This is a genomic window from Rhodococcus sp. Eu-32 (assembly GCF_003336925.1).
GTDB lineage: Bacteria > Actinomycetota > Actinomycetes > Mycobacteriales > Mycobacteriaceae > Rhodococcoides > Rhodococcoides kyotonensis_B.
In genome coordinates this window covers 30,670-55,112 of record NZ_QGNK01000017.1, presented here as the reverse complement: position 1 = coordinate 55,112, position 24,443 = coordinate 30,670, and the positions used below count along the sequence as shown (strand labels likewise).

Here is a 24,443-nt window from a genome sequence, read left to right as displayed (position 1 = left end):
CGACACGAAGGAATCCTGGTGCCGTCGCCAACTTGTTTGACCGACAAGCGGGCATCTAGCAGCCGCAGGTTGGCGGTGCAGGAGCGCCTGTTCGTGGCGAGTTTGATTCCTACTACACCGCTCGTTACCGCTGCGCTGGGTATCGGTTCCATTGTTGCGCAGCGAGTTCGGCGTGCCGATGAACCATCGAATAGCTGTATCCGAGCATCTCCGCAGCGATCGGCGGAGGAACGTGGATGACGAGTTCACGCAGCGCCGCTCTGCGGGCTCCGAGAAGCGGAATGCCGAGCGCCCGGAGACGATCGGTCACCGTGCCGGGATGAAGATGCCTGCCAGTAAACCTGCTGGGGAAGAGCCAACCGGTGTCCGTGCCGGTAACCAAGGTGGTGCGAGTTGCGATGTGCTGCCGGAGAAGTCGAGCGAACGGCTCCGGCACAGACACAGGCTCGGTACCGAGTGCGATCTGCAGCCCGTGTCCGGCTTGGGTGACATGTTCGGCGCGTAGCGCTGCGATTTTCGCGATTGGTTGTGCGTAGAGCAGCAGAAGAACGCCCGCGACGCGGTAGGGAAGGGATTCGCTTGTGCCGATGAGTAGTTCGCGGATCCAGTGCAGGCGCTCGTCCTGGGTGAACGTCGCTGGCGGTTCTGGCTGTCGATGTCCGATGGTGACGGTGCGGTTGATCCGTGCGGCTGTGGCCCACACGAAGAACGTCCGGACGAGGTGCCGGGTGGTGGGGCCTTCGGCGAGCCAGTGGTCGACGTCCTGTTGCGTGCAGGTGGTGGCGTCACGTCCGTGGGTGTCGTGCAGCCAGGTGAGGAATTTGATGGTTTCGGTGATGTCCTGCTTGGAGGCGTGGACAGGTCCTCGGGTGGGCTTACCGGCGGCGGCGATGCCGCGGACGCGTTTGAGGTGGTGCCAGGTCGCGAACTGTTCGGCGTAGCGGAGCACCGAGGTGTGTTCGATCGCCGTGAGCTTGTGGTCGATCCAGGCTTCGAACAGCGCGAGATAGCGATCTCGAGGTGGCAGCAGTTCGTGGTGCTCGAGCACTCGGCGTAGGTGTGCGGTCTGACGGTCGTTGCCGACGGCGTCGAGACCCTCGTGCGTCAAGGGGATGTCTCCTACCGAGAGGCCGATCAGTAGGTCTTGCACCGTCGTCGATCGTTTCCAGGTGTGGACGCTTTCCGGCCGGTCCGCTGCGCAAAGGGCCTCGACCAGTGCGCTCATCGCGACTGGGTCTGCCGCATCGTGCAGGACCAGCGTGGTGAGGTCGTTACGAAGGGCGCAGCGTGCGCAGGTCCCGTGACGGTAGTGCTCGGCTTCGACACCGCATGTGGCGCAGTGAAAGTCGGTGTTGATACCCGCGCAGTCGACGCATACTGCTCGGTCCTCGTCTCTGCCCGGGAGCATCCGTTCGAAGCCGCAGCCGCCGCAGAATCCGTAGGTGCGGACCGCAGCGTGAAAGCAGGTTCCACAGATCGCGCCCTCCGGCCAGCGCGCACGGGGTTTCCCGGCCTCGCGGCCGCACCTGTCGCACACGAACGAACCGTCAGTGCGGGGTCGGCCGCGAACGGTGTTGCGGGGATTGACGTCAATCGCCATCTCGGATCACCCTCGCTCGCCTCGGCCGCACAGTCCTGTTGAGTTCGACGACGTTGGGGGAGGACGTCGATGATACGGCCTTCTTCTTGCGTGCATCGGCCGCGGTGACGGCGACGAGATCGTCGACGCCGCAGCCGAAGATGTCGCAGAGTGCAGCGAGCATCTGCAGGGACACACGTTCCGGACGTTGGGTGACGAGGCGATACACCTGCGGTCGGGAGAGATCGATGCCGCGCTCGAGGAGACGCGGGATCAAATCGGTGCTGTTGTGCATTCCGTTGGCTGCCATCAGTTCGGCCAGCCGCCAGGTGTAGTCGACGGTGCGTTTCACGAGATCTCTCCATCCTCTGCCAGGTCGAGTGCGTCGGCGACGGTGGAGTCGAGCACCCTGCGCAGTGTTCGGGTGCGGTAGTCGCTCGAGACGCAGGTGTACAGCGAGGTGGTGCTGGCGTGTTCGTGGCCCATCTGATGTTGCACGAACAGCGGATCCCAGCCGTCCTCGATCAGATGTGTGGCGTACGACCGGCGGAGGGAGTGCAGATCGAGGCCAGGGGAGAGGCCGAGCTCGGTGCAGTATCGCCGGAATCGGCGCAGAAGCGTCGATTCGGCGACGAGCGTGCCGCGTTCACTCGGGAAAAGGTCGAGTCCTGTGTCGAAGTAGGGCTGGCCGTGGGCGAGCCAGTCGCTGACGATGTCGGGCGTCCAGTCGAACACGGTCAGAACGCTGCGTCGCTTCGTCGGTGAGCCGCGTTGTGCTTTGCCGTAGCGCACGTGCACCACGCCGAAACGCCCGAATTCACGAGCTTGGGGGTTTCGGGCGAAGTCGATTGTCTGGATGTGGCGGAGTTCGTTGAAGCGCAGCCCGTAGGAGTAAGCGAGTTTGAGCATCACCGCATCGCGGTAGGCCGGCAGCCAACCTTTGCGCCGCGAGGCCGCGACGAGCTCGACCTGAGTGTCGGCGTGGTCGAACAGCGACTGCAGTTCGGTCTTGGTGAACGCCCGCTTGCTGGGCCGCGATTCGTTGGCCTGGACGTGTGCCGCGGTGTTCCACTCGAAGAACACCTGCGCGGGATGCGTCCCGAAGCGCTGCTCACACAATCGGTCCCACCCGTAGTCAGGGTTGCTGATGTAGGAGCAGAACAGCTTCAACGACGTCTGATAGCTGCGAATTGTCGAGTGAGCGACGCGGCGAATCGAGCGGAGGTCGCCGAAGAACTCCTCGACTAAGCCTGGTGTCCATCTCCAGGGCAACTCGTTCGTGTAGTCCAGGAAACGTCGCACCATCTGCTGACGTTGCTCGATGGTGTGGAGTTGCAGATTCCGGCACAGCTGCTGGTTGCGCCACCCCGTCAGCATGTCCTCGACCGTCTGCTCCTCGGGATGGAGCGGCGTTACCGCCCCGACCAATATCACGCGACCGCTACCGTCGACCCCCAAGAGATGCCCCCACATCCGTGTCTTATCCGACGAACGAATGATTCACCGGATGCATCATCGCTGTCAATAGCGTTGGAGACAAACAAGGTTCGGAGAGAATCATCTGTGCCAGATCACAGTACGACCCCGCCACGATTGACGTCCTACCGTAAATATCCTGTATGCAGTTGCTGTACAACATGTTTGGAGTAGACTAGCTGGCCAGTCGGTTGATCGGTCGACGCCGAGATGATGCATCTGATGCAATATGCAGTCTTTTAGTTGACATAACGATTATTATCGGCATTTAACCATTACGAATTACAGCAGGTGAGAGCACTCGTCGCTGTGTGCCAATCAGTCTGTAAGCAGCCAGGTTAAGCCATCTCGTCGAAAGTTCGGCGTCACGTTAGACGGCGCGTCTACGACTCTTAGATCTCTGCGCGCCAGCGCTATTGACGTTTATCGATCATCTGATGCATGATTCGATCAGCTTGTCGGTCGGAAGGGCGGTGCAATGGTCGAACGGTGGACGGTGCCCGGTAGCGCCCCGGCCTTGTTCCTTGCCGGGACCTCGAGGTTGTTACGGCCGGATGAGCAGGTGTTCGAGGCGATGCTGGAGGGTTGGCGTGACCAGCAGCTGAGTAGAAATCTAGGCCGGTCGACGATCAAGCCGCGACTCGATCTCGCGCGACGGTTTTTACGCTACACCAACGACTTTCCGTGGAACTGGCGACCGATGGACGTCGACGAGTTCTTCGCCGACCTGCGGGGTGAACGGCGAGCCCACTCCACGCTGCGGTCGTACCAAAGCTCGCTGCACATGTTCTGCGACTACATCGCCGACCCGCGCTATCACTGGACGACAGTGTGCGAGAACTTGTTCGGTACCCACCCGGCCCAAGTGTTCTTCGAATGGAACACAGCCACCCACACGACCGACTACGAGGGCCGGCCGGCCCGGCGCGCGCTGACCAAGCAGGAACTGCAGGACCTGTTCGACTACGCCGACGACCAGGTTCAGATCGCCCGACGCAGCGGCAACAAGGGCTGGTTCGCGGCACTGCGAGACGCCGCTGCACTGAAAACGGCCTATGCGTGGGGACTGCGTCGCCGCGAAGTCGCGATGCTCGATCTCGCGGACTTCGGCAGCAACCCGCACGCGCCCGAGTTCGGCGTCTACGGCGTGCTGTACGTGCGGTGGGGCAAAGCCGGCAAGGGCAGCACCCCCAAGCGGCGGAGCGTCCTGACTGTCTTTCCGTGGTCCGTGCGCGTGATGAGCCAGTGGATCGAGCAGTGCCACGACCTGCAGAGCAGCGGCGCACGCAACAGCGCGTTGTGGCCCAGCGAACGATCACCGCGCGTGTCAAAGGAAAAGCTGGGTGCCCGCTTCGCCGAATACCGCGATGCTCTCGGTTATCCCGACGAACTGACATTGCACTGCCTGCGACACTCCTACGTCACACACCTGATCGAAGACGGGTACGACCCACTGTTCGTCCAGCAACAGGTCGGGCACTCCCATGCCTCGACGACGGCTCTCTACACCTCCGTCTCCTCGGACTTTCGCACCCGTACGCTGCGAAAGGTACTCGACGACAGCATCACCCGCGCTCTGGCACTACCGGATTCAGGAGCCGACTCATGACCCCCACTCGCCGCCTCGACTATCACTGGAAGCTTCGCCAGCAGATGGCCGCACATCAGATGTGGAAGACCACCCAGCTTGCGCCACTGCTCCGTGAACGCGGCATCGACCTGTCCGCAGCACAGGTCTACCGGTTGGTCACCGACAAGCCCGAACGTTTGTCGATGAAAGTGCTTGTGGCACTGTGCGATATTTTCGACTGCAGCCCGAACGACTTGATCACACCGGAGGTGGTCACCGGCCGTGTGCGCAGAACAGCCGGCACGGCTGCCGCCACGGTCACCGCCCTGGACTCCGAGCTGCGGCCTGAACGCGCCCGCATCACGGACCCCGACAGGTGAGCGCCGCCCGCGCGCCGCGGCGCCGCATCCAACAGCCCGACCCGGCCAAACACCCCCGATGCACGCGCTGCCGCGACCACTATCCGGTTGCCGCGCACTGGCCCGAAGGCCCGGTATGTTGTTACTGCTACCAAGCGGCGAAACGCATCGAGGGAACTTGTACCGGATGTGGGCACACAGGAATGACGCCCGGTCTCGACGACGACGAAGGGCCGTTGTGTTTGCGTTGCAGCAAGATTCCGCTCGATCTGACATGTGGCCGCTGCGGGGAGGAAACGTGGCTGGCCAAAGCTGCTACCTGCTGGCGGTGCCTACTCGACGACATCGTTCGTGATTTGTTGTCCGGACCGAACGACGTCGTTACCGCGGAACTGGAACCGCTCGCTGCTGCGATCATCGCCATGCCCCGTGCCAACAGCGGCGTCACCTGGATTCGGGCCAACCCGCAGGTTCGGGAACTCCTCGGTGCCCTCGGAGACGGCGCACTGGCCCCCACACACGCAGCACTCGATGCGTTGCCCGGTGGACGGTCGGTGGAATTTCTTCGGGCGTTGATGATCGAGCACGGCGTCCTCCCACCGCGGGACAGGCTGCTGGCCAACTACGAGAAGTGGGTGACCGACAAGCTCGCGGCGCTCACCGACAGCGATTCTCGGCAGATCATCGAACGGTTCGCCCGTTGGCACCACCTACGCACCCTGCGCGCGCACGCCCGCACTCGAGAGGTCGACGCCGGGCCGTTCTTGCGAGCAAAGCAGTCCACCTCGATGGCGATATCGTTCCTCGCCTGGCTCGGCGAACATGACACGAGTTTGACCGGCTGCACCCAGCACCACATCGACCGCTGGTATGCAAGCGGGCCGTCGACTCGGCAACACACCGAACGTTTCCTGTACTGGGCGCGAACGAACAAGCTCACACCACGCCTCGACATACCCCGACACGCCCGCGGCGCCCACGAGCTGGTCAGCGAGGACAAGCGGCTGCAAATCATCCGAACATTGCTGTTGCACGACGACCTGCCCACCAGCCACCGCATCGCCGGATGCTTGCTGACTCTCTACGGGCAATCGATCAGCCGCATCGTCAACCTCACCATTGACGACGTCGAGATCACCGACCAGGGTGTCCGACTGAAACTCGCCGATACGTGGATCGAGCTACCCGAGCCGATCGCAGCAATTGTGCAGTTGCACATGGCAAATCGTCCCAACATGAATACCGCGACCAACACGAACTCGAGGTGGCTGTTTCCGGGCTTCATGCCTGGCGAACACCTCAACCGCCAGACCATCATCGACACGCTTCGACGAACCGGTATTCCGGTGCGCGCAACCCGCAACACCACCTGGCAGCAGCTCGTTCGCCAGGCACCGCCGCAAGTACTCGCCGACACACTCGGCATCAGCGCAGCCACCGCCATGCAGCATGCCGAGAAAGCTGGTTCCGACTGGACGCGGTACGCCTCAACGCGCTCTCCTGAACCAGGCCCAGCTCAATGCTCTGATCGGCTGAGTAAGAGCGCCGAAACCTAGTTCGATACTTCGAAAAGCTCGCCGTTACCGGCTGTCGAGTCCGTCTGCAGACTCAATGAGCATGCGACCGACTTCCCGAGCCCAGGACGGTGGAAACTCGAAGACACGACGCTCAGCGAACCCGCCACCTGCATCGGGTTGATACAGCGACAGTTCGACGTTGTCCTGTTGCCCAGTTTCGGAATGAGAAACACCAACAGACCACACACCATCTGCGGTGGTAACGGGAACTGGTCCGGTGTATTCGCTCATGCCCCAGAGCCTATCGCTCGCAATCGACGGGCTGCGACCAGGACTTCCGAAGCTTCCATAGGACGCACCAACCACGCCAAATACGGCAAGACGTACCGCCCAAGACTGTCCGTCCTCATGATTCCGGCCCATGGTCAGCACCGCCCTAGGGGTCGCGCTCTAGCCTGCAAGCAGTCGACTCACTGAACTCGTCGCGGTCGTATACGTCGCGTCACCGGTATTAAAATGTTGCGGCGCAACATCTTTGACGCTTGGTTGTCATAGTCTCGGCATGTCAGCCGAGATCGACATGGCGCTGATCGGTCGCTGCTCGGCGCGACTGGTTTCCGCGAAGCCGGTATCGATTTCTCCAATACCCACCTGCTACCACTAAGCCCATACGTAAGGCCATACCTATGGGCGTGCCCACGGCCTTACGACCGCGCACGACATCATCGATGCATCTGGAGGTCGCTGCCGCCCGGGGCTGCCTGACCCTCGAATCGTCACTGTGACGCTTTGAGGCCGAGTATGAGGATGCCGATCCGCGTTGTGTTGCAGCGCTCTTCGCACCGATCGGGCGCCGAACCTGTTCAGTGCGTCAGCGTCACCGAACGACGGCCGGTGTCTGAGCGCGTAGCGGTCAGGTGTCCGCTGTTCCGTCTTCGGGACATGCTTGCGATGTCGCGAGCAGCGCGCGGATCTGTGTCGGGGTGAGCTCGACGGCCGTGTCCAGGGCCGATCAGCCCTGCGCGGTACGCCTGGTTCATCGCCTCCCGGTGCGCCGTGTAGGCGCGTGCGGTGTGCGCGATCAGCGGAGCCACTCGTAATCTGTCGATCCGGTCGTTCAACCGCCCGAACCTGTTGTCGTTCATCGATACTCCTTGTCCAGGCCTACCGCATATCAGCTCGTCGAGGGCCCCTGTGTGGTCGCGGTCGAATAGACCACTACACCGGCCTCCTTTACCCAGGTCTCGTCGTCACCACCGAGGTGCTCGATCAGTAGCTCGACCGTCGGAATATGTTCGGCAAGTGGATGATCGAACGCAGCGCGAGCGTTGCGCGCGCAGATGGTCCGATCGAATCCTGGCGTGTAGAGGGCGTCGATGACGAAGCCGGGAGTGAAGCGTCCACCCATGGGGTCGCCGCCGCCCACTGCGGCGACGCGGCCACGCCACCACCGGGTCAACGCCCGCACTCGGGTGATGTCAGCGGGCGCTTCGACGTCGAGGATCGTGAACTTGTCATACCCGGAGGATGCGAGGTCGCTCAACAGCCGCGGACCGAGCCCGGGCCAGCTGAATGTTCCTTCCAGCACGACGTTTTCGCCTCTGCTGATACAGATGTCGGTGATCGCATCGAGTAGTTTCGTCGATTCGCTGTGTACCAGGGTCGCGAGTTCGCGCGGCAGTACCCGATATCCGTCGGACAGCGTGCGGGCGAGCAGGTCGTCATAGACGCCGGCGTCGAGGGCATCACGCAGGAGGTAGTCCTTGACGCGGTCGGCGTCCAACACCCGCCACCCCCGGCCTGCGAGGTGGCGCCGTTCGATACTCGACGACTTACCGACTCCGGGCGGGCCGGCGGTCGCAAGCGCCAGGCATTGGCGGCCGATACTGACCTCGGTCTGCTCGGACAGGTATGCCTCGACGATCCCGTCGCGGGTCCGTCTCCGCGGAACCGGATCGAAGATGTTCATCGAGGCGCGTAGTCCGTCCTTGTCCAGCACCCCGCCCGGTCGGCACCACGCCTCGAGTTCTACGGAGACCGATGTTGCCGAATCAGCGGGCATTCGCCTGCGCACGTCGATCAGCGGTGGCGTCGAGGAGGGCCCGGTAGTCCTCATCGCTCAACAGCTCGCCGGCGCGTTCGATCTGATCCCAGCTGCCGCGGACGTAGCTGTCCCCGATCGGATCATCGACAGCATCGTGCCCGTAGGTGTAGTCCCATGCGGTCAGTTCGGCCATCATCGCGTCGTGATCGATGAGTTGGGCGGCGTGCTCGAGAAGCACCTCGCGTGGGCTCCGCTGACGCGCCCAGGGCTGCAGCCGGAGCTTTTTGACGATGCGGCTCACCTCCGGCTGGGCGACAGAAAGGTTGGCGGCGATCACTCGCTGCGGGATCCCGGCGTCGGTGGCTTGCGCGACCGCTCTAAGCAGTCGCAGCTGCAGCAGCTCTCGCTGCGCGGGAATCGACCGAAGATCGCGCTCCAGATCGGGCATCAATGCCATCGCTACCACCTCCACAAGGCCTTATACAGAATTGTATCACCATAGAAGGCCGCGGCTCCGTGCCCTGTCTGCGGGCGGTGGCGCCGTTCTCCCCCATCCCACTGAGCAGGGAGTCGTCGCCAAGGACATACGCGACAGCGAGCACTTCCCGGCCGACCACACGTACCGGTAAGGGTCCCACCCGTCGCGGCGCGCCTGCAGCGCGCGCCCGACGATGTATGCGGCGAACAAGACCGAACAATTCACCTCGGCACTCGCCTCCCGCGATCTGATCGGGCAGGCGAAGGGAATGTTGACGGAGCGCTACGAGATTGACGCCGTCCAGGCGTTCGAATTGATAAGAAAGCTCTCGCAGGACGAGAACATTCCCGTCGCCACCCTCTCAGCGGAGATGGTGCGCCTCGGGTCGGAATCGGCGACACCTCACACCTCGTAGCGCCGACGCTCGGCCGCGCTGCGGCAGGGCAGATCGATACTAAAACTAGTGTCGGACAACCAAATCAACGCGTCTAGTGGGCTCACGTGGTAGGCGAACGTGTCCAGCTGTCGCGCCATGGGTCAGGGGTTCAGTGCGGCACGGCGTCGTCGACTCTGGTTCCGTACATGCGGCGCAGACGCGGCAGGTACTGGTGCATGTGTGCCGCGTAATCGGCGTCGCTGCAGACCATCGGAAGCACCGCGGTCAGCAGGAGATGGACGTGATCGAACCGCACGGGTAGTTCACTCGGTGCACCGCGCGGGGTGGTGAACCCGGCGAGCGCGTCGACCAGGACATCGGCCACCTCCGTGAGGCGGGCGTGTACCGAGGTGTCTTCTGTTGGTGAGCCGTCCAGGTCGGTGTTCAGTAACGTCATGAAGTGGCTACGCCACAGACCGTAGATAGTGAAGTGACCGGGCGCGGCTGGGGCGTCGGCGGCGTCGAGGGCGTACATCGCCCGCACCACCGCATCGGTACCCGCTTGCTCGACCAGTTCGTAGAGGCACGCGGCGATTGCGGAGACACCGGTGTCGCGACTTCGTGGAAACTTCTCGCACAACTGCTCGACGCGCTCGTATCCGGTGCGGCGGATAGCTGCAGCGAGTTGGACGCTGTTGCTGTGGATGCGCACCACGCGGCCTTTGTGGATTCCAGCGCGTAGGGCGACCGTCGTCGGGGACAGTTTTTCGATCCCGTCTTCGAGTACGACGTACGCTGCCGATTCGCACACCAGAGTGCGTACCGCTGCCCGCGATTGTCGAGGGGCTCTCTCCGTCATGCTCTGCCACCCCGCTCGGGGCGCGGGCCACAGACACTGCCGGCCACCGGACGGCTGCACCGTGTGACGGCGTCGATGCACGGCCGTCTCTGTCCCGGCGCCCTGCGTGTGTGCTTCACAGTAGGCCCCGATCGACAGCGGAATCGGTTCGTATCGAACAGAACCTGCAGTGCGGCGGTCACCGCGAACGGCTCGGCCGGGTCGCTGCACCTGTGGCCCGGGGTCGTCGACGCGTCGACACCGCATGCAGTACCTCGCCGACGATAAGAATCGGGACGCAGACGGCGACGACGATCACGGAGGCGACGACCATCGAAATCAGAATCGGATACACCTAGGTGAGCTCGTCGTCGTCGGCGAAGACCAATGTTCCCGAGTGCAATGCCACCGCCCATCTACGCGGTGTGGCCCAGTCCCGCCCCAAACCATCATGGACCGTGCTCTGGTCACCGAAATCCTCGACGATCTTCCCCGCCACCGCCGCCTCGTCGCCGCGCCGCAGTTGTACGGTGTCACCAACCTGGCGATCCGTAGTAGAGGTGTTGTTGTCATCTGTCATAACTCATTGGAGCAGATGAGGCACCGCCAGCGGATGGCGACCACGCCGCGCAGCGACACTGTTGGCTTACGCGGCGCCCTCGCGGCAGTGGATTTTCGGTGCGGTGGCAGCGTCGATGCGGTGCTATTGCTGTCTGCGGTCGGGGCGATTCGCAGTGCAGGTTGAATTCCCGGCGAGGGGCGGGAATTCAACCGACGCGCGCCCCGACAATCCCGTCTACACTGTCCTTTCATCGGAATCGATGTCCGACATGGACCCAGACCCTGTCCATGCCGTGGGAACAAGCCCGGCGGTAGACAGATGGGGTCCCGGGCTTGTTCCCACCCACGTCGATGTCTGCGATACCTGTGCCGGTGCGTTCGCGTTGCGCGTCGACCCCGAAGGTTCTCGGTTGCGGTGCCCGTTTCGACCCTTGCCGTACCGAAATCTAGCCGAGGGGATGCGGCGCGTGGCCGCTCAGGCGTGATCAGCGACCCACGAACGTGTCACAAGAAGGATCAACAGGACAGATCGGAAGTGGACCGAAAAATGTTCGCGGACAGTTTATTCGGTGCTCGGGTGCATCCGTTCGAACATGACGTCGAGATCGCCCGTAGTGCTCTGGCGTAGTACCGCGACACGGCTGGTATCGAAGGTCACCGCGGCGAGTTCTTCCAACTCGATGGCGTGCGCTGTGCACAGCGAGGATTCGGTGTCGCTGTAGCAGATGTCGATGGCGGCGGGCGGCGTGAAGCGACCACCGAGGCTGTGGGTTCCCTCTACCCACTGTCGACGGCCTGACCACCAGCGCGAGAGGGCTTGCTCGTGACAGGTGCGTCGGTCGGCGTCGATCGCGATGACTTCGATCGAGCGGTAGTCGGCTTGGGTGAGTTCGGCAGCGAGCCTGGTCGGCAGTCCTTTCCAGCTGAGTGTGCCCTCGATGACGATGTTCTCACGGCGGCTGGTGCAGATACGTCGGATCTGGTCGATCAGCTGTGTCGATTCGTGATGCACCAGAGCCGCCAGCTCGCGCGGAGCGACCGCGTGACCGTCTGCCAGAGGTGTGGCGAGGATGTCGTCGTAGATCCCGTCGCGGATTGCTTGCTCGATGAGATGGTCTTTGACGATGTCCGGATCCAGCACACGGAATCCAGCCAGGTCGTCGCCGCGAAAGCGGTGGAGCGCAGTAGTCTTTCCTGCTCCCGGCGCCCCGGCAGTGACGACCGCCGAATAGCCGTCGCGCGGCGGGTTCTCACGGTCGAGGTAGTCGGCGATGACGCGTTTGCGGAACGCGAAGCGTTCGATCTCGCCGGCGTAGAGCACGCTGCTGTTGTCGCTTGCGTCGGTGTGCAAGCGGCCACCGGGAACGGACATGGCAATGAGTTGCGCGGCAACGCTGCCACGCAAACTGGGGTCGTCTGTCACCTACGCGCTGGCCGCCTTCTCGAGATCGCTGCGATGCCGTTCAACCAGCCGGGCGAACTCGTCGTCGGTGATCCGGTCGCAGTAGTACGCCTGCTCGATGTCATCCCAGTCGCGCGCGGTGTAGGCGTCGGTGGCGACGCCGTCGACGTACTCGACACCGCCGAACTCGTACTTCCAGCCCAGCAGGGTGTCCATCATCGCCGCATCGTCGATCAGCCCTGCGGCGCGCTTGTCGATCACCTCGGCGGGAGTTTCGTTCAGCAAGGTCGGATCGGCCGCGAAGCGGGTCAGGATCCGCTGGATACTGGTGGTGGAGACGTCTGCGACGACAGCACTGATCTGTCGGTGTGTGAGATGGTGATTGCGCGATGCCCAATAGATTTCACGGTTCAGCTCAAGGGTGTCGATGCGGCGGCGCGCTGCTGCCTGCTGCAGCCTGTGCTGCGCCGTGTGGCGTTCGACTGTCGTCATCGCTACCCACCTTCTGGTTCAAAATGGATCACTACTGATGAGGATACGTCCGAGGATGTGCATCAGTCGAGCCGCACCCTCGCGAGTCCAACCGGGCGGCCCCATTTCGTACACAAGTCGCGTAACGGTGCCGGGGATCGTCAATCGCCCGTGCAGAGGAGGAGCAGCCGGCCTCCCCCTCAGACGGCCGACCACCCCTCCGCACTGTTAGATGCAGCGAGGAAACAATCGGTTCCCGTGCGTCCGAGAAATTTTCAGAACATCGCCAGTTGCTCGGCGGCCGGCATCGTTCGAGTGCGGCCGCGGGCGCGTGCTGCCGGGCGTCGAGCAGGCGGCACCGGAGCGGGCAGTGCAGCTGGAGTCTCGGTGAGCCCGATGCCGGCGCGGTTGGCCAGCACCGCCCGCACGTAGAGGCGGCGGGCGTGTTCTCGGCGGCCGTCCTCACTGTCGCGGCCCTGCCACTGCGTCTTCCAGGCCGTCGAGCCTGCTTGCGGCGTCGCGAGTGCGCGGTCGGTGAGCCGGTCGAGTAGAACATCGATCTTGTCGGTCAGAGTCTGTGCGAGCTCGTCGAGCACTGTCTCCGGTATCCCGGCGACCGCGGCAGGCTCCCTCTCGCTCATGACCGCATGCTAGATCGCCCCGCCGACACACACTGTCGCGGCGCGCCGCCCGGGGTCGGGCCGGTGGACGGGTCGGAGCTGGCCCGCTCACCGGCTGACCGTCAGTGATCGGCCGTCTCCGCTCGGCCACGGGAGGAGGTGTTCCGCGCCGGTACGCGGCCGGTTCCCCCTTCAGGATCGGCGTGCGACAGCGCGAGCGCCACCGCAGTGAAGCGTACGATCTCCTGCTGCAGCGGCGGGCCGATCAGGGTACGGATTCGCATGGACACGAGTATGTGACCTGGCACCGACACCAACGCCTGCAGTGTGTGAATGTCGACGCAGACGGAACCAGACGGTCGGGCGGTGCGTCCAAATCGATGTGGAGGACGACCCCGAATATCGGCAAGCCTTGCTCGAGTCCGGGCACGATCCCGACGACCCGCGCGTGCGGACGGCCATCGCCGACGTCGTCGGACTGCTCAAGCAGATCGCCGAGGAGGAACGCTCCGGAGCCGATCCCGTGATCCCCCGCGCCGAGCAGGAGTTGATGCACGACACCATCGCCCGAGCGCTCGACCAGATCCGGTTAGAGTCAACGGCCCAGATCGCCGACACCCCGCGTTCGGACTCGGGTGTGGGCGTCGACAACGGGGACAACCATCGACCGCCGAGGTCGAGCTGGCATCGAGGAGCGTCATGACCGCGTTGATCGTCCTCACCGTCGACTTCGACGAAGCCGACTATTCGGTCATGGCGACCCTCACCGACGGCGGATGGGTTCAGCGCCTGGCCTTGACCCGGGGCGGTACCAACGCGTGGAAGCTTGGCCAGCATCCGAGCGAGGTCATCGACGATGCGTTGTCCCAGTGCACCATCGCTCCCGGTCGCCTGCTCGGTGTGTTGACTCCGCCCGAGCACATCATCATCACCCACCCCCAGTACTGGGCCGCAGGGTGGATCGACGATGCACTGGGCGCGGTCACCGGTGCCGCGTATCCCCCGGGCGCGGTCTCCGTCCACGCCCGGCCGACACCACGCTCCCGCTGACGATGCGACCACACGGTTCCCATGCTCGTCGGCGGGAACCTCTCGGCGCCCGCAGCATCCAACTGACGAACGACACTGCTTCCCCTCAGGTCGCGGCAGAACAGCCCGCGATGCTCGGACTCCCACCCGGCACACCCTGACCACGTACACGCCGCCGCACGGGACACGCTCGCCTTGGCGCACAGCAGGCTCTGTCGACGTTCACCGCCGCCGAGGACGCAGCCCTCGTCGCCCTGATTCACACCTACAGCTAGCTCGTCCGCTGACCTCGTCCCCCGCCCTCTCGGGCGTCGACGGAAACACCCGCTCAGCCACGTGCAGACGGCAGGGCCTCGGATGTCAGTGGTCGGGTGGGCCGGTGTCGAGAACGTCGGCGAGATAGTCCTCGTCGAACTGCTCCCGTCCGACGTCGTCGACCACGAACAGTGACAGCGGCGGTTCGGGTGGGGTGCGGGCTTCCTCGCGGGCGGCGAGCCATTCCCGCCAGACGATGCGTTCGGCGCGGTGCCGCACGACCCGCGCCCGCACTGCTGCGGTCAGACCGTGGCGGTGGCCGATCTCGTCGAGATCCGCCGCACCGATCACCACGACCGCAACGTCCAGAACCAGCAGCCCGGCCACCCGCAGATCACCGAGTGCTTCGTAGCCGCTGGTGCGTCCGATCCCGACCGCGGTGAACAGCTCCTCCGCCGTCATCGGAGTCTCGGTCGCCGCCACGGTGTCGTAAAGCATCTTCTGCCGCCAACCGAGCACGCTCCACGCCGGATGCACCGACTCCACCTCGAACTCCGCTGGACCACCGCTGCGCCGCTCAAGATCGTTCTGGGCGGTCTTGGTCGGGACGAGGGCGTAGCGGTCGGGGTTCTGGCCCACCCCGCGTTCGATCAACAGCAGGGGCGACCCTTCCATCTCCCGCAGCCGTTCGAGCACCGACCAGACTGTCGATTCCGGAAGCATTCCCGCCGCGATCGACAGCGACCGCCCTCCCACTCCGACCGTGGGGATTCCTTCGACGATCTGACCGGACACCGCGGCCGCCCATGCCAACGCTTGGACCACTACGTGTGTGGTCCACCGGTCCCGGCGAGAGATGAATTCGCGAGCGACCCAGGTTTGAGCGTGGGTAACCCAGGACCGTAGAACCGGATCGCCGGTGCCCCCTGTGTGCTTTTGCTTGTGCCCAGCATCCCGGACTGGATCGGGGAGGGTCGATGCGGCCCAGTCGAGGGCGGCGGCGGCGTCGCGGCGGATCGCGCGCGCCGGTTCGGCGTAGTGCGCGTACGCCGCGCGCAGGCCCGCCCAGTCGGGCGCGGCGGCGCGGGCGACGATGTCGTCGGGCGAGCCGCCGGCGAGGACGGCGTGGGTGATGACGGACTGGCGGGCCTCCGACCGGGACGGCCAGCGCGTGCGGTCGCGGCGGCCCGTCGCGGCGAACTCGGTGACGGCTGTCGGCGGCGGTGTGGAGCGGCAGAACCGCGGGTGCAGCCGGGTATCGCCGCCGGTGCCGAGGATGCGTTCGGTGACAGTGTCGGTGTGAATGTGTGCGGCGACCGGGTGCCTGATCGGCGAGCTGCTGCCACCGAGGAGGGCTTCGAGGCGGGTCAGGGTGCCGGGATCGGAGCCGACGGTCAGATGATCAGCGGCCGTGGCCGGGTCCAGATCGGCCAGCCGCCGGTGTCCGCCCTCTTTGCAGGCCGAGCCCGGGACGGTGATGCAGCCCGAGGCCGGGTTGGTCATCGGCGTGATGTCCAACGTGCGAAGCCGGGCGGCGAGCAGGCGCAGTAGCGGCCGAATCTCCTCGGCTGTGACGGTCTTTCCCGGTGCCAGCGGCACCAACACGTGCCGGCCACCGGACGTCGACACGTCGACGACAGCGCGGCCACCGCACTCTTTGAGCCACTGCAGCATGCGTGCAACGTCGTCGACGACCGCTGCCGCGCCGTGAGTTTTGGCGTCGAAGTCGAGCGCCAGAATGCGTGCTCGACCGTGCGTGAACAACGGCACAGCCGCCGGTAGAGCTGGGCGTTTGGTCGTTAACGGTCCCGCTGCGCCGTACTTCTTCGCGACCGGGTCGTACAGCCGCATCGACTGCCGCGCCGCCATGGGCCGCGCGAAACGCCGCCACAAACGGTCCGGTGTGGTGTCGGCAACATTGCCGACACGAGCATTAAATCTTGTCCTTGCTTCAGGGTGCGATGTACCCTGAGACATGTCCGCCAAGACAGTCCCTTCGGGAGTGCAGTACACAGTCCGCGAGAGCTGCTAACTCTTTCGGCACAGCATGAGCCCTGGTTACTCCGGCATGAGTGCCAGGGCTTTCTGCTGTTTGGTGCTACTGCTTGCGAGTATTTAGTTGCTTAGGTGCGACTAATCAGCACGCGTCAGGCAGCTCCTCCTGTCCAGACATCGGCGCCAGGTGCGTCAGACCTGTGTCTGCGGCAATCAGCGCAGCCAGGTAGTCGTTCTCGGTCATTCCCTTACGCCTCGCAGCATCTAGAGCTGCAGTCTTGAGCGCGGGAACGACTCTGCATTTTGCAACAACGCGGTCCCCTTTGCTGGGGCGACCGCGTTGGCGCGATGACATGGTGGCCATGGCTGCTTATTCTGGTACCCGAAACTCGAGACTCGGTTCCCGACACGCCGAGAACCGAAAAATTGGTTCCAGAAAATGCGGCGCATCTCATCTAGTGGACCTCGACCATCAACGATTCCAACCCACGAAACACGATGCTTTCGCGCCACACCGGAGCATGGGATGCAAGATGCAGAGTGGGGAACGCGTCAACCAACCTCATCAGTGCGATCTCACCTTCCATGCGCGCAAGCGGCGCACCGATGCAGTGGTGAATGCCATACCCGAACGCCAGATGTCCTCGGGTCGCGCGGGCAGGATCGAACTCAGTCGGATTAGGGAATTTCGCGTCGTCGCGGTTTGCCGCCGCAAGACTGATCATGACGACATCCCCCTTCGACATCTGGACGCCTCCGAAAGCAACGTCCGATAGCGCCTGGCGCAAGGTCGTTGTCGGAAGGGAAGGTTCGTAGCGAAGGGATTCTTCGATCGTGCTGTTGAGCTTGACCGTTCCGGCGACGAGTTGTTCGAAGCGCTCCCGATTGCTAAGCAACGTGTACGTCGTGTTCGCAATCAGATTCACCGTTGTCTCGTGACCGGCGATTAATAGCAAGGCGACCGTTGACATGACTTCGCGCAGTGTCATCTCACCGCGCTCGCGCGCCTCCATGAGGACGGATAACAAGTCGTCCTCCGGGCGGCGGCGACGCTGCCTCAGCAACGGGTAGATAATGCGAGCCAGCGTTAATGCCGCTCGTCGTAGGTCATCTGGGTCGGCCACGATGACGTCGGAGAGGACGCGTGAGCATTCGCCGATTGCACGGTGATGTTCGTCAGGAACGCCCAGGATGTGGCAGATTACCTGAACCGGCAACGGAAAGGCGAAAGCCTCGACTAGATCGAAGGGCCTGCCACCGTGCGCACGCGCGCGGGCCTGCGCAACTAGTTGATCGGCGTACGTCTCGATCGTTGGCCTCAACGACCTCAATGTGGCTGGCGTAAAGGAGTTCTGAACCACGGCACGCAAGCGCGTATGGTCTGGCGGTTCTGCGGCCAGCATGTGAGAGACCATCCACGGTGCGGTTTGTTTCCGCAGCCAGGACCGCATACGAGCCGAGATACTCCCCGATTCGCCGCCAGGTGCGGCGCCAGCCATCGTGTCCTGTGTCTTCACAAAGTTGCGATTGTTGAGGGCTTGCCGGGCAAGGTCATAATCGGTGACCATCCATCCGCTGACACCGGTTGGCGAAGTGAATCGATGGACAGGCCCGTGCGCTCGGAGCTCTGAGTACAGAGGTTGCGGATCCTGAAAGAATGTCTTGTCGAACGTCACATGCTGGTACAAGATATCCGCTTCCGTTTCCTAATAGTGCGTGCCGAACTGCGGAGATTCAACTGTCTACAGTAGGACCCGACAATGACATGGGGGGCGCTGATCGTCATCTGCCACGGTCGGGGCTGTAAGGAGGCTAGAAGGTGACTCGGAAACGAGCAAACGATCCGAACAAACCCGAATGGCTGTTGATCGAGACCTTCGACGAGGACGCTTTACCCTCTGTGGTGTCAGTGGGATCGGTGCCCAATCGGTTCCGGCCGCTGTCCTCGTTGTTCTCACGCAACGAAGCTCGGGCGAAAGCCGTTATCGAGCTCGTCAAGCGGGTCCGAGACACAGGCCGTGGCATCAACGAAGAAGGGCACGGTCGGCGCATAATTGTCGACCCGTTGTTCCTTGAGAATCGCCTGCATGGGGCCTGGGTATGGATGAACAGTGCGGAGATTCCGGTTCCAACGCATGCCGCCGCCGGTGCCTGGATCATCGACCTAACCACTCACAAAGCACTGGGCAGCACCGAATGGGCTGAGATGGCCGACATCCCCAGCGAGCACCGAGGTCAAGAGCGGCATATGGGCGCGATGTTCGGCCAGGTAGACATCAAAGACGGCGGTGAGAATCGGGCGCTCAGCCTGATCGAAACAAAGCCGATCGGTACAGACCTGCAAGGGGACTGGAACGTCCGTCGCCGCGACGGAAGCAAGTGGCGAGCTCACTTTTCACTTCGCATCCTTGAGGTCGAGCGAAGCGGCGAGATTCATCGCTGCTCCGTCGGCCTGAGTCAGAATCTCGGGGAAATTGGCCAAGGCTCACCGGAGCCATTGGAGTCCATCGAAGGGCACTACCTGCGGCTGACGCGGCCGGACAACGAGCACGCCGCCATCGTCAGCCCCCGAAACCTCAACTTCATCCGCTGGGTGACCGAAGCCTCGGAGTTTGTTGCCTGGCGGGGCGTGGCCGGTGAGCCGACTCCAGGAATTCATCCGGAGGATCTAAAGGATGCCGTGGATCTCATGCGTCGTGCCGAAAACATCGGTCGCGCCGAGGGCCAGATTCGTTTAATGGGGTCAGATGGCGAGTATCTGCAGGCAAATCTGGTTATCTCTCCGGTCGCGCTCCAAGAAGACGTCCACGCGGCGTTCGTTTTGATTCGGCTTTAAACGATGCTTGTACGCTGTCCGAACGAACAGCTATAGTCCGAAAAGCGCTCCCCGGATTCCGGGGTTCATTCCCGCTCCCGCGTAGTAGGGACGGTTGCACTAAAGCGCGTGGTTTCTTCATGCCTGTGCAACCGAGGGGAGTGTCATGTTTGTGTCGTCGTCAGGATGCGACGCCGGGTGGTCGTTTCCGAGTTCGCTCGTACGCCGCTTCGATCTCTCCAACTGTCCTATCCAGCGCTTCGGCCAGCTTCGCGGCCACGTCGGGACGAAGCCGGGCTACCTCTGCACGTTCGAGCGCACCGAGTGCCGTCGTGGACATTCCAACGGCTTTCGCGAGTTGCGGTTGCGTCAGACCCGCAAAAACGCGCAGATCCCCAAGGTGCCGGTCGTTCTCGGCCACGACCACAAGATCGCTGATCGAAACACCCATAACTGCTGCGACTTTCAGCAGGGTGTCCACCTGCGGTGTCGCGCTTCCCGTTTCCCACGCGTAGACCGCTCCGACGCTGATGTCAGCCGCCCTCGCAAGGTCTGCGCGAGAGGGAAACCCTGCCCGTTCGCGGCAGCTGACGAACTCGTCGCGCGAGAACCCTCGCAGTATGCGCCTGCTCACTGGCACCGCGCTCTGTCATACCTCACGATTCATAACTTTGCCCGACTCCCGTGGATGTAGTGACAACATAAGGGCATAGCATTAGGGTATAGATTGAATATTCGAGTTCGAATCAACTTTGATGGGGGTGTCGAGCGTTGCGACCTAAGGCATTCAGGCGCCGGTCCGCCGACATGCCCACGCGAACCTCCGTGCTGGATGCCGCGACACCCGATCGCAGGCTGCGCCTAGCACGGTCCGAGCGGTGGCGGGTGAGTCGTTATGCCGGACGGCTTTCTCGCCACCGCATTCTCCAATTTCATGCCCATTTGTCGCTACCGCCGAGATTGCGAGCGCCGCCTGAATCGGCAGAGCCTTCGGCGTCAACGTTGATTGCCGTCGCCGCAGACGCCGAAGGCCCCTTACCTGTCAACCCCTCCAGCTCCCGATCGCGCTGGTTACACGCGCCAAACGTGTATCCAAACGCACTTCAACGGTCGCTATTGAAGGACGACTATGTCATCTTCTCATCTGAGCCCCCTGTTACACATCTACGACGGGCGTAACTCGAAACTGTGTGGCGCTTTGACGCCCGACAGCTTCGGCATCCTGGCATGTTCTCTGTCAGCCGATACTCACTCCGTTCATCAATTCCTGGACGACGACACCGGCGAAGTGCTTGTCGAGTGGTCTCATCCCTCGACAGCGACCGTCCTCCCCTGCCGGCGGGCCGCGTAGCCGAAATAGAGACTCGGCTGCACACAGCCCCCGTGTGTGGCCGTAGGCCCGTGGTGACCGGCGTCCCCGGTCCGGTCCAACACGGGCGCGCGTGACCGCGTGGGGCCTGTGTTCTTTCGGCACTCCGGCTTGTCGCCGAAACGCAGGCTTCACCGGTCACCCAAGTAGCCGAAAGGTTCTACGGCAGAAAGGAGTACAGGTTTCCGCTGACATCGCCCATTCGCAGTCGCATTGAGCTGGACGAGTGGCGATTGGCCCACATCATGTCCACAAGGTGGGGCGGGATCGAGGCCCGCATGCCCCGATCCCGTCCGCCCTAGGACTCAAAACCTCGCTCGTACAGCAACTCTCACACCATCCCTACGCAGCGCAGACCCACAACAATTTCTAGCCATCATTCCGCCCGTCTCGTCTCGAAAGGATAGTTTGTTGAACGACAACAACTCTCAAGGAAGACACCGCACCGTCGCGGTCGCCACCCGCTCGACAGTGGTAGCCGCCGCTGCCGTCTCGGTCGCGGTGGCATTCACCGGTCACGCACTCGCCGACGATGTTCAACCGGGCCTGTCCACCACGACACCCCAGCAACCGGGCCTGTCCACCACCACTCCCGCACCTGCCCCGGCCACCGAACCGGAAGGCGGGTACATCGACGGCTTCACACCGCGCTACGACTACGGCGGCCAGACTCGCACCGTCGAGGACTACAACGCCGGACGCCAAACTCCCTCGTACCAAAGCGAACCGGTCTACTACGACTCCGCACCTGCCCCGGTTCAAGGGCCCGGCATCGAGGCCGAGACCGAAACGACCACGCCCGCACCGGCACCCGCGCCTGCACCGACGGTGAAGAAAACGAAGATCGTGCCGATCCAGACACCGGAGAACACGGTTCTGGTCGGCGCTGACGTGATTCCGACTCCCTACGGCGTCGACCCCGTCTTCGCCCGCCAGGTCTCCAACACGTTCTCAGCCCTTGCCGCCGACGGCGGCAACCTGCTCGTCGACAATGGCCTGGCGGACGCACCGCGCGCGGACCGCATCGCCGTCGGCACCGCGGGCGGAGCCGTCACGGGCGGTCTGGTCGGACTCGGTGCCGGTCTCGTTCCTGGCACCGCAATTACTGCGGGAGGCGCGGCGATTGGTGCTGGACTCGGTGTGGCCGCAACACCGCTGTTGACTCCAGCTGTCGTCGCGGTCGGCCCTGGCCTCTTCGTCTTTGTTCCTGGGGCCGCAGCGCTGGCCGGTGCGGGTGTGGGAGCAGCGATCTCAGCCCCTATCGTGGCGACTACGACCGTCATCGGCGCCGTCACCGGCGGTCTGATCGGCGGTGCCGCTGCAGGCGGTGAAGCAATCACTGTCGAAGAGCCAGCGCCGGCAGCAGCACCGGCGATCGAGACACTGCCGGTGGGTCCGTCAGCCGATCAACTGCCGATCATCCCGGCTTCGCTGACGACCAGCCCGTCTCCGGATCTGCTCGCGCAGGCCAGCACCGCCGTCGAGAACGCGGCACCGGTCGTGCAGCAGGCCATCAGCGATACCGATGCTTGGACCGCACCGGCCCGCACCGCTGTGGAGGGGTTCACCTCCACGGTGCTCGAGCAGCCAACGGTCGCGGACGCTGCGGCCGCTGCTGGACCTGCACTCGGACAGGTCGCAGACGTCGTCACCGGCGCTCTCGCCGGGCTCGGGGTAGCGCGAGTCTGATCGCCGGGTGCGGCCGCACACCAACTGCCTCCCGTGCCTGTGCGGCCGTATCCGAAGGTTCGACTGCCACCAGCCAACCCAGTGCATCTCTACTTCTCGACGTGAAAGGAGAACTGCCAGTGGCTTTCTCGACCACCGAGGACGAGCAGTGGTTCACCGCTCTCCCCGCAGATCTCATGGACGTACCCGACGCGCGGAGCTCGAACGCCGCCGCGGCCTCTCCTACCGATGACATCGACGAAGAGGAGCCCGCCGAGTTCGACGATGAGAGGGTGGTTGCTCTGCCTCCCCCGGCTGCGGGACCGCAGTGGGCCGCCGCCCTGGACAACTACCGGACGGGCGCGGACGCGGGGTCGAGCGCGAGCGAGGAACGCGCAGGCACGCCTGCCGCGCAGCGGTCGTGGCTTCGCCGGCACCGCTCGTCGATGGCGGTCACCGGCTCGATCGCCGCACTGATCGCCCTCGTCGGCGGTGCGGCCCTGATCCTCGACGGAACCGGCCAGAATCATCAGAACGCCGCTGCTGCCGTCGAACCGACTGCGCAGCCGATGGCCGCGAAGACCGGGGACACCAGCACCGCAGCCGACAGCACGGCGGCCAGCAGCTCGGCCACGCCGCCACCGGCGGAACAGTGGTGCTCAGGCCAGAGCGGCGGCACGCGTGCGCTCGCCTCGTCGACGCAGGCCGACCTCGCCGCGATCGCACGGATCGAGGACGCCTACTACCTGACCCGCGACATCGACGCCGTCAACGCCCAACTCGGCGGCGGCGTAGTGGTCGAACCGGGAGACTTCGCCGCGGCGATGGCCGCCATTCCCGCCGGCACCGATCACTGCGTCCTCACTTCCCCGCTGACTCCCGGCCAGTACCGAGTCACGGTCATCGAACGCCGACCCGGCGGTGAAGAGAAACGCTTCACCTCCGCCATGACCGTTCAGCGCAGCCCGGACGGGACCACCTCGTCCATCGTCGGGATCGGCCAGGTACCCCAATGAGCACCGCCGCCGGTGGACCGGCACCGTCTTACCTGGACTGGCTTATCGCCGACACGAGGCAGTCCGCCGCCGATCCCGCGGCCACCGAGGTCACGGACACGCCCGCCTCTACTGTTCCCCGCGTATCGGCCGCATCGACGCAGCACGGCGATAGAGCCGGTAGCTCGGTGACCGTCGTCGCCGGTGCACACGGCGGGTCCGGGGCCACGATCACCACTCTGTTGCTCGCGATGGTCGCAGCAGCCGACTTCCCAGCAATGAAGACCGATGCAGTGGGGTCCGCGGGACCGGTCATCGCACTCGACGGCACCGCTGTGGGCGGCGACCTGGTCGTCAGAGCACCGGCACAGCACTGCCACCCCTCGTGGTGGCAGCACTGGCTGGCCGGGGGCGACGACCCCGCCGCCGACACCACTGCGCTGCCTACCTCGGGGTGGACGGTTCTCGGCCGCGACCGCACTCTCGGCGAGACCACATCACCGCTGTCCGGCGCCATCACGGCCTTGAGCAGCCGCTCCCGGTCGGTGATCGTCGATGCCGGCGCAAGTGTCGGCTCACCGTGGTTCGACGCTGCAGCCGATCTCGCCGATCACATCGTCGTCACCATCGACGACCGCCCCGGCGCCGCGAACGCCTCCCGCCCCGTCCTGTCGATGCTCCGTCGACGCCTGGGCAGCGAAGAAATGGGCCGCACGGTGCACCTGGTGGTCACCTCCCAACGTCCCGGGGTCGATCACGTCACCGGCCCCCTCGCCGACGCCCTGTCCGGACGCGTCGCCGGCGTTCACCACCTGTCCTACGACTCCGAAATCGCCGCCGGTGTCGGTATCGACCCCTCCCTGCTGTCTCCGCGCTCGTTCACCGTCGCCCACCACATCCACACCAGCACCACCAGCAGAGAGGCCACCACACGATGAGTCATCGCCCCTTCTCCCACGAGAGGTACGACAGCACCGTTCACACCTTCGGCCGCGAGGCGTACAGCGCATCCGCCACAGCCGCTGT

At 64.1% G+C, this 24,443-nt stretch carries 25 protein-coding genes and 1 pseudogene; 10 read left to right on the top strand and 16 right to left on the bottom strand.

Annotated features, from left to right (window positions below; genetic code table 11):
• Positions 1–124 precede the first annotated feature (124 nt).
• The 3 genes from DK926_RS19595 to DK926_RS19585 form a co-directional block, all read right to left on the bottom strand.
• Entirely contained in the window at positions 125–1,225 is a 1,101-nt protein-coding gene (locus tag DK926_RS19595; RefSeq protein WP_347812649.1) for a recombinase XerD, read from the bottom strand.
• Positions 1,226–1,589: 364 nt separating this feature from the next.
• Positions 1,590–1,931, bottom strand: a complete 342-nt coding sequence (locus DK926_RS19590) for a helix-turn-helix transcriptional regulator (protein WP_114331813.1) — start codon at positions 1,929–1,931, stop codon at positions 1,590–1,592.
• Positions 1,928–3,037: a site-specific integrase gene (locus DK926_RS19585; RefSeq protein WP_207890871.1), complete on the bottom strand. Its 1,110-nt coding sequence runs from the start codon at positions 3,035–3,037 to the stop codon at positions 1,928–1,930. Before DK926_RS19585 ends, DK926_RS19590 begins: the two co-directional genes overlap by 4 nt.
• Positions 3,038–3,533: 496 nt before the next feature.
• Between DK926_RS19585 and DK926_RS19580 the strand changes: the two genes are divergently transcribed.
• From DK926_RS19580 to DK926_RS19570, 3 genes are all read left to right on the top strand, one after another.
• Positions 3,534–4,664, top strand: a complete 1,131-nt coding sequence (locus tag DK926_RS19580) for a site-specific integrase (protein ID WP_114331812.1) — start codon at positions 3,534–3,536, stop codon at positions 4,662–4,664.
• The gene (locus tag DK926_RS19575; RefSeq protein ID WP_114331811.1) at positions 4,661–5,005 is read left to right on the top strand and encodes a helix-turn-helix transcriptional regulator; all 345 of its coding nucleotides are present in this window, start codon (positions 4,661–4,663) and stop codon (positions 5,003–5,005) included. Before DK926_RS19580 ends, DK926_RS19575 begins: the two co-directional genes overlap by 4 nt.
• Before the next feature lie 614 nt (positions 5,006–5,619).
• A complete protein-coding gene (locus tag DK926_RS19570; RefSeq protein WP_125833432.1) occupies positions 5,620–6,540 on the top strand; it encodes a hypothetical protein in 921 nt (306 codons plus the stop codon).
• Between the two features lie 24 nt (positions 6,541–6,564).
• Here DK926_RS19570 and DK926_RS26480 read toward each other — a convergent pair whose 3' ends face one another.
• The 4 genes from DK926_RS26480 to DK926_RS19555 all read right to left on the bottom strand — a co-directional run bounded on the left by DK926_RS26480 (position 6,565) and on the right by DK926_RS19555 (position 8,993).
• A complete protein-coding gene (locus tag DK926_RS26480; RefSeq protein WP_125833431.1) occupies positions 6,565–6,792 on the bottom strand; it encodes a hypothetical protein in 228 nt (75 codons plus the stop codon).
• A 572-nt stretch (positions 6,793–7,364) separates the two neighbouring features.
• Positions 7,365–7,646 (bottom strand): hypothetical protein, encoded by a 282-nt coding sequence (locus DK926_RS19565; protein WP_114331809.1) that lies wholly within the window; start codon positions 7,644–7,646, stop codon positions 7,365–7,367.
• Between the two features lie 29 nt (positions 7,647–7,675).
• Complete coding sequence (locus DK926_RS19560) at positions 7,676–8,563, bottom strand: zeta toxin family protein (protein WP_114331808.1); 888 nt, start codon at positions 8,561–8,563, stop codon at positions 7,676–7,678.
• Positions 8,553–8,993 carry a hypothetical protein gene (locus DK926_RS19555; RefSeq protein WP_347812648.1) on the bottom strand — a complete coding sequence of 147 codons (441 nt, stop codon included), beginning with the start codon at positions 8,991–8,993 and terminating at the stop codon, positions 8,553–8,555. The genes DK926_RS19560 and DK926_RS19555 overlap by 11 nt, the downstream gene beginning before the upstream one ends.
• Before the next feature lie 232 nt (positions 8,994–9,225).
• Here DK926_RS19555 and DK926_RS19550 point away from each other — a divergent pair.
• A pseudogene (locus tag DK926_RS19550) lies at positions 9,226–9,438 on the top strand (ANTAR domain-containing protein); the annotation flags it as partial.
• Between the two features lie 130 nt (positions 9,439–9,568).
• Here DK926_RS19550 and DK926_RS19545 read toward each other — a convergent pair.
• From DK926_RS19545 to DK926_RS26755, 6 genes are all read right to left on the bottom strand, one after another.
• On the bottom strand, positions 9,569–10,258 hold the full coding sequence (locus tag DK926_RS19545; RefSeq protein ID WP_125833430.1) for a hypothetical protein: 690 nt from the start codon (positions 10,256–10,258) through the stop codon (positions 9,569–9,571).
• A 334-nt stretch (positions 10,259–10,592) separates the two neighbouring features.
• Positions 10,593–10,817 (bottom strand): hypothetical protein, encoded by a 225-nt coding sequence (locus DK926_RS19540; protein WP_114331804.1) that lies wholly within the window; start codon positions 10,815–10,817, stop codon positions 10,593–10,595.
• A 543-nt stretch (positions 10,818–11,360) separates the two neighbouring features.
• The gene (locus DK926_RS19535) at positions 11,361–12,221 is read right to left on the bottom strand and encodes a zeta toxin family protein (RefSeq protein WP_114331803.1); all 861 of its coding nucleotides are present in this window, start codon (positions 12,219–12,221) and stop codon (positions 11,361–11,363) included.
• Positions 12,222–12,692, bottom strand: a complete 471-nt coding sequence (locus DK926_RS19530) for a winged helix-turn-helix domain-containing protein (RefSeq protein ID WP_114331802.1) — start codon at positions 12,690–12,692, stop codon at positions 12,222–12,224.
• Positions 12,693–12,946: 254 nt separating this feature from the next.
• Positions 12,947–13,312, bottom strand: coding sequence for a hypothetical protein (locus DK926_RS19525; protein ID WP_114331801.1), 366 nt, complete (start codon positions 13,310–13,312; stop codon positions 12,947–12,949).
• Between the two features lie 101 nt (positions 13,313–13,413).
• The gene (locus DK926_RS26755; protein WP_165839625.1) at positions 13,414–13,575 is read right to left on the bottom strand and encodes a hypothetical protein; all 162 of its coding nucleotides are present in this window, start codon (positions 13,573–13,575) and stop codon (positions 13,414–13,416) included.
• 98 nt (positions 13,576–13,673) lie between these two features.
• Here DK926_RS26755 and DK926_RS19515 point away from each other — a divergent pair, with 98 nt between their 5' ends.
• Entirely contained in the window at positions 13,674–13,994 is a 321-nt protein-coding gene (locus DK926_RS19515) for a hypothetical protein (protein ID WP_114331799.1), read from the top strand.
• Complete coding sequence (locus tag DK926_RS19510; protein ID WP_114331798.1) at positions 13,991–14,341, top strand: hypothetical protein; 351 nt, start codon at positions 13,991–13,993, stop codon at positions 14,339–14,341. The genes DK926_RS19515 and DK926_RS19510 overlap by 4 nt, the downstream gene beginning before the upstream one ends.
• 339 nt (positions 14,342–14,680) lie before the next feature.
• On the opposite strand, the gene DK926_RS19505 is transcribed toward DK926_RS19510, so the two are convergent.
• Positions 14,681–16,444 (bottom strand): hypothetical protein, encoded by a 1,764-nt coding sequence (locus DK926_RS19505; protein ID WP_114331797.1) that lies wholly within the window; start codon positions 16,442–16,444, stop codon positions 14,681–14,683.
• 581 nt (positions 16,445–17,025) lie between these two features.
• The gene (locus DK926_RS19495) at positions 17,026–18,246 is read right to left on the bottom strand and encodes a cytochrome P450 (protein ID WP_165839624.1); all 1,221 of its coding nucleotides are present in this window, start codon (positions 18,244–18,246) and stop codon (positions 17,026–17,028) included.
• A 143-nt stretch (positions 18,247–18,389) separates the two neighbouring features.
• Between DK926_RS19495 and DK926_RS19490 the strand changes: the two genes are divergently transcribed.
• A complete protein-coding gene (locus DK926_RS19490; RefSeq protein ID WP_125833429.1) occupies positions 18,390–19,406 on the top strand; it encodes a GAF domain-containing protein in 1,017 nt (338 codons plus the stop codon).
• Positions 19,407–19,566: 160 nt separating this feature from the next.
• Here the strand turns inward: DK926_RS19490 and DK926_RS19485 are convergent, their stop codons facing one another.
• Positions 19,567–20,019 (bottom strand): helix-turn-helix transcriptional regulator, encoded by a 453-nt coding sequence (locus tag DK926_RS19485; RefSeq protein WP_114331794.1) that lies wholly within the window; start codon positions 20,017–20,019, stop codon positions 19,567–19,569.
• Between the two features lie 1,146 nt (positions 20,020–21,165).
• On the opposite strand from DK926_RS19485, the gene DK926_RS19480 reads away from it, so the two are divergent.
• The 3 genes from DK926_RS19480 (at position 21,166) to DK926_RS19470 (ending at position 24,355) form a co-directional block, all read left to right on the top strand.
• The gene (locus DK926_RS19480; protein WP_125833428.1) at positions 21,166–22,443 is read left to right on the top strand and encodes a hypothetical protein; all 1,278 of its coding nucleotides are present in this window, start codon (positions 21,166–21,168) and stop codon (positions 22,441–22,443) included.
• A gap of 119 nt (positions 22,444–22,562) precedes the next feature.
• Complete coding sequence (locus DK926_RS19475; protein WP_114331792.1) at positions 22,563–23,438, top strand: hypothetical protein; 876 nt, start codon at positions 22,563–22,565, stop codon at positions 23,436–23,438.
• Positions 23,435–24,355 carry a hypothetical protein gene (locus DK926_RS19470; RefSeq protein WP_114331791.1) on the top strand — a complete coding sequence of 307 codons (921 nt, stop codon included), beginning with the start codon at positions 23,435–23,437 and terminating at the stop codon, positions 24,353–24,355. Before DK926_RS19475 ends, DK926_RS19470 begins: the two co-directional genes overlap by 4 nt.
• Positions 24,356–24,443 lie beyond the last annotated feature (88 nt).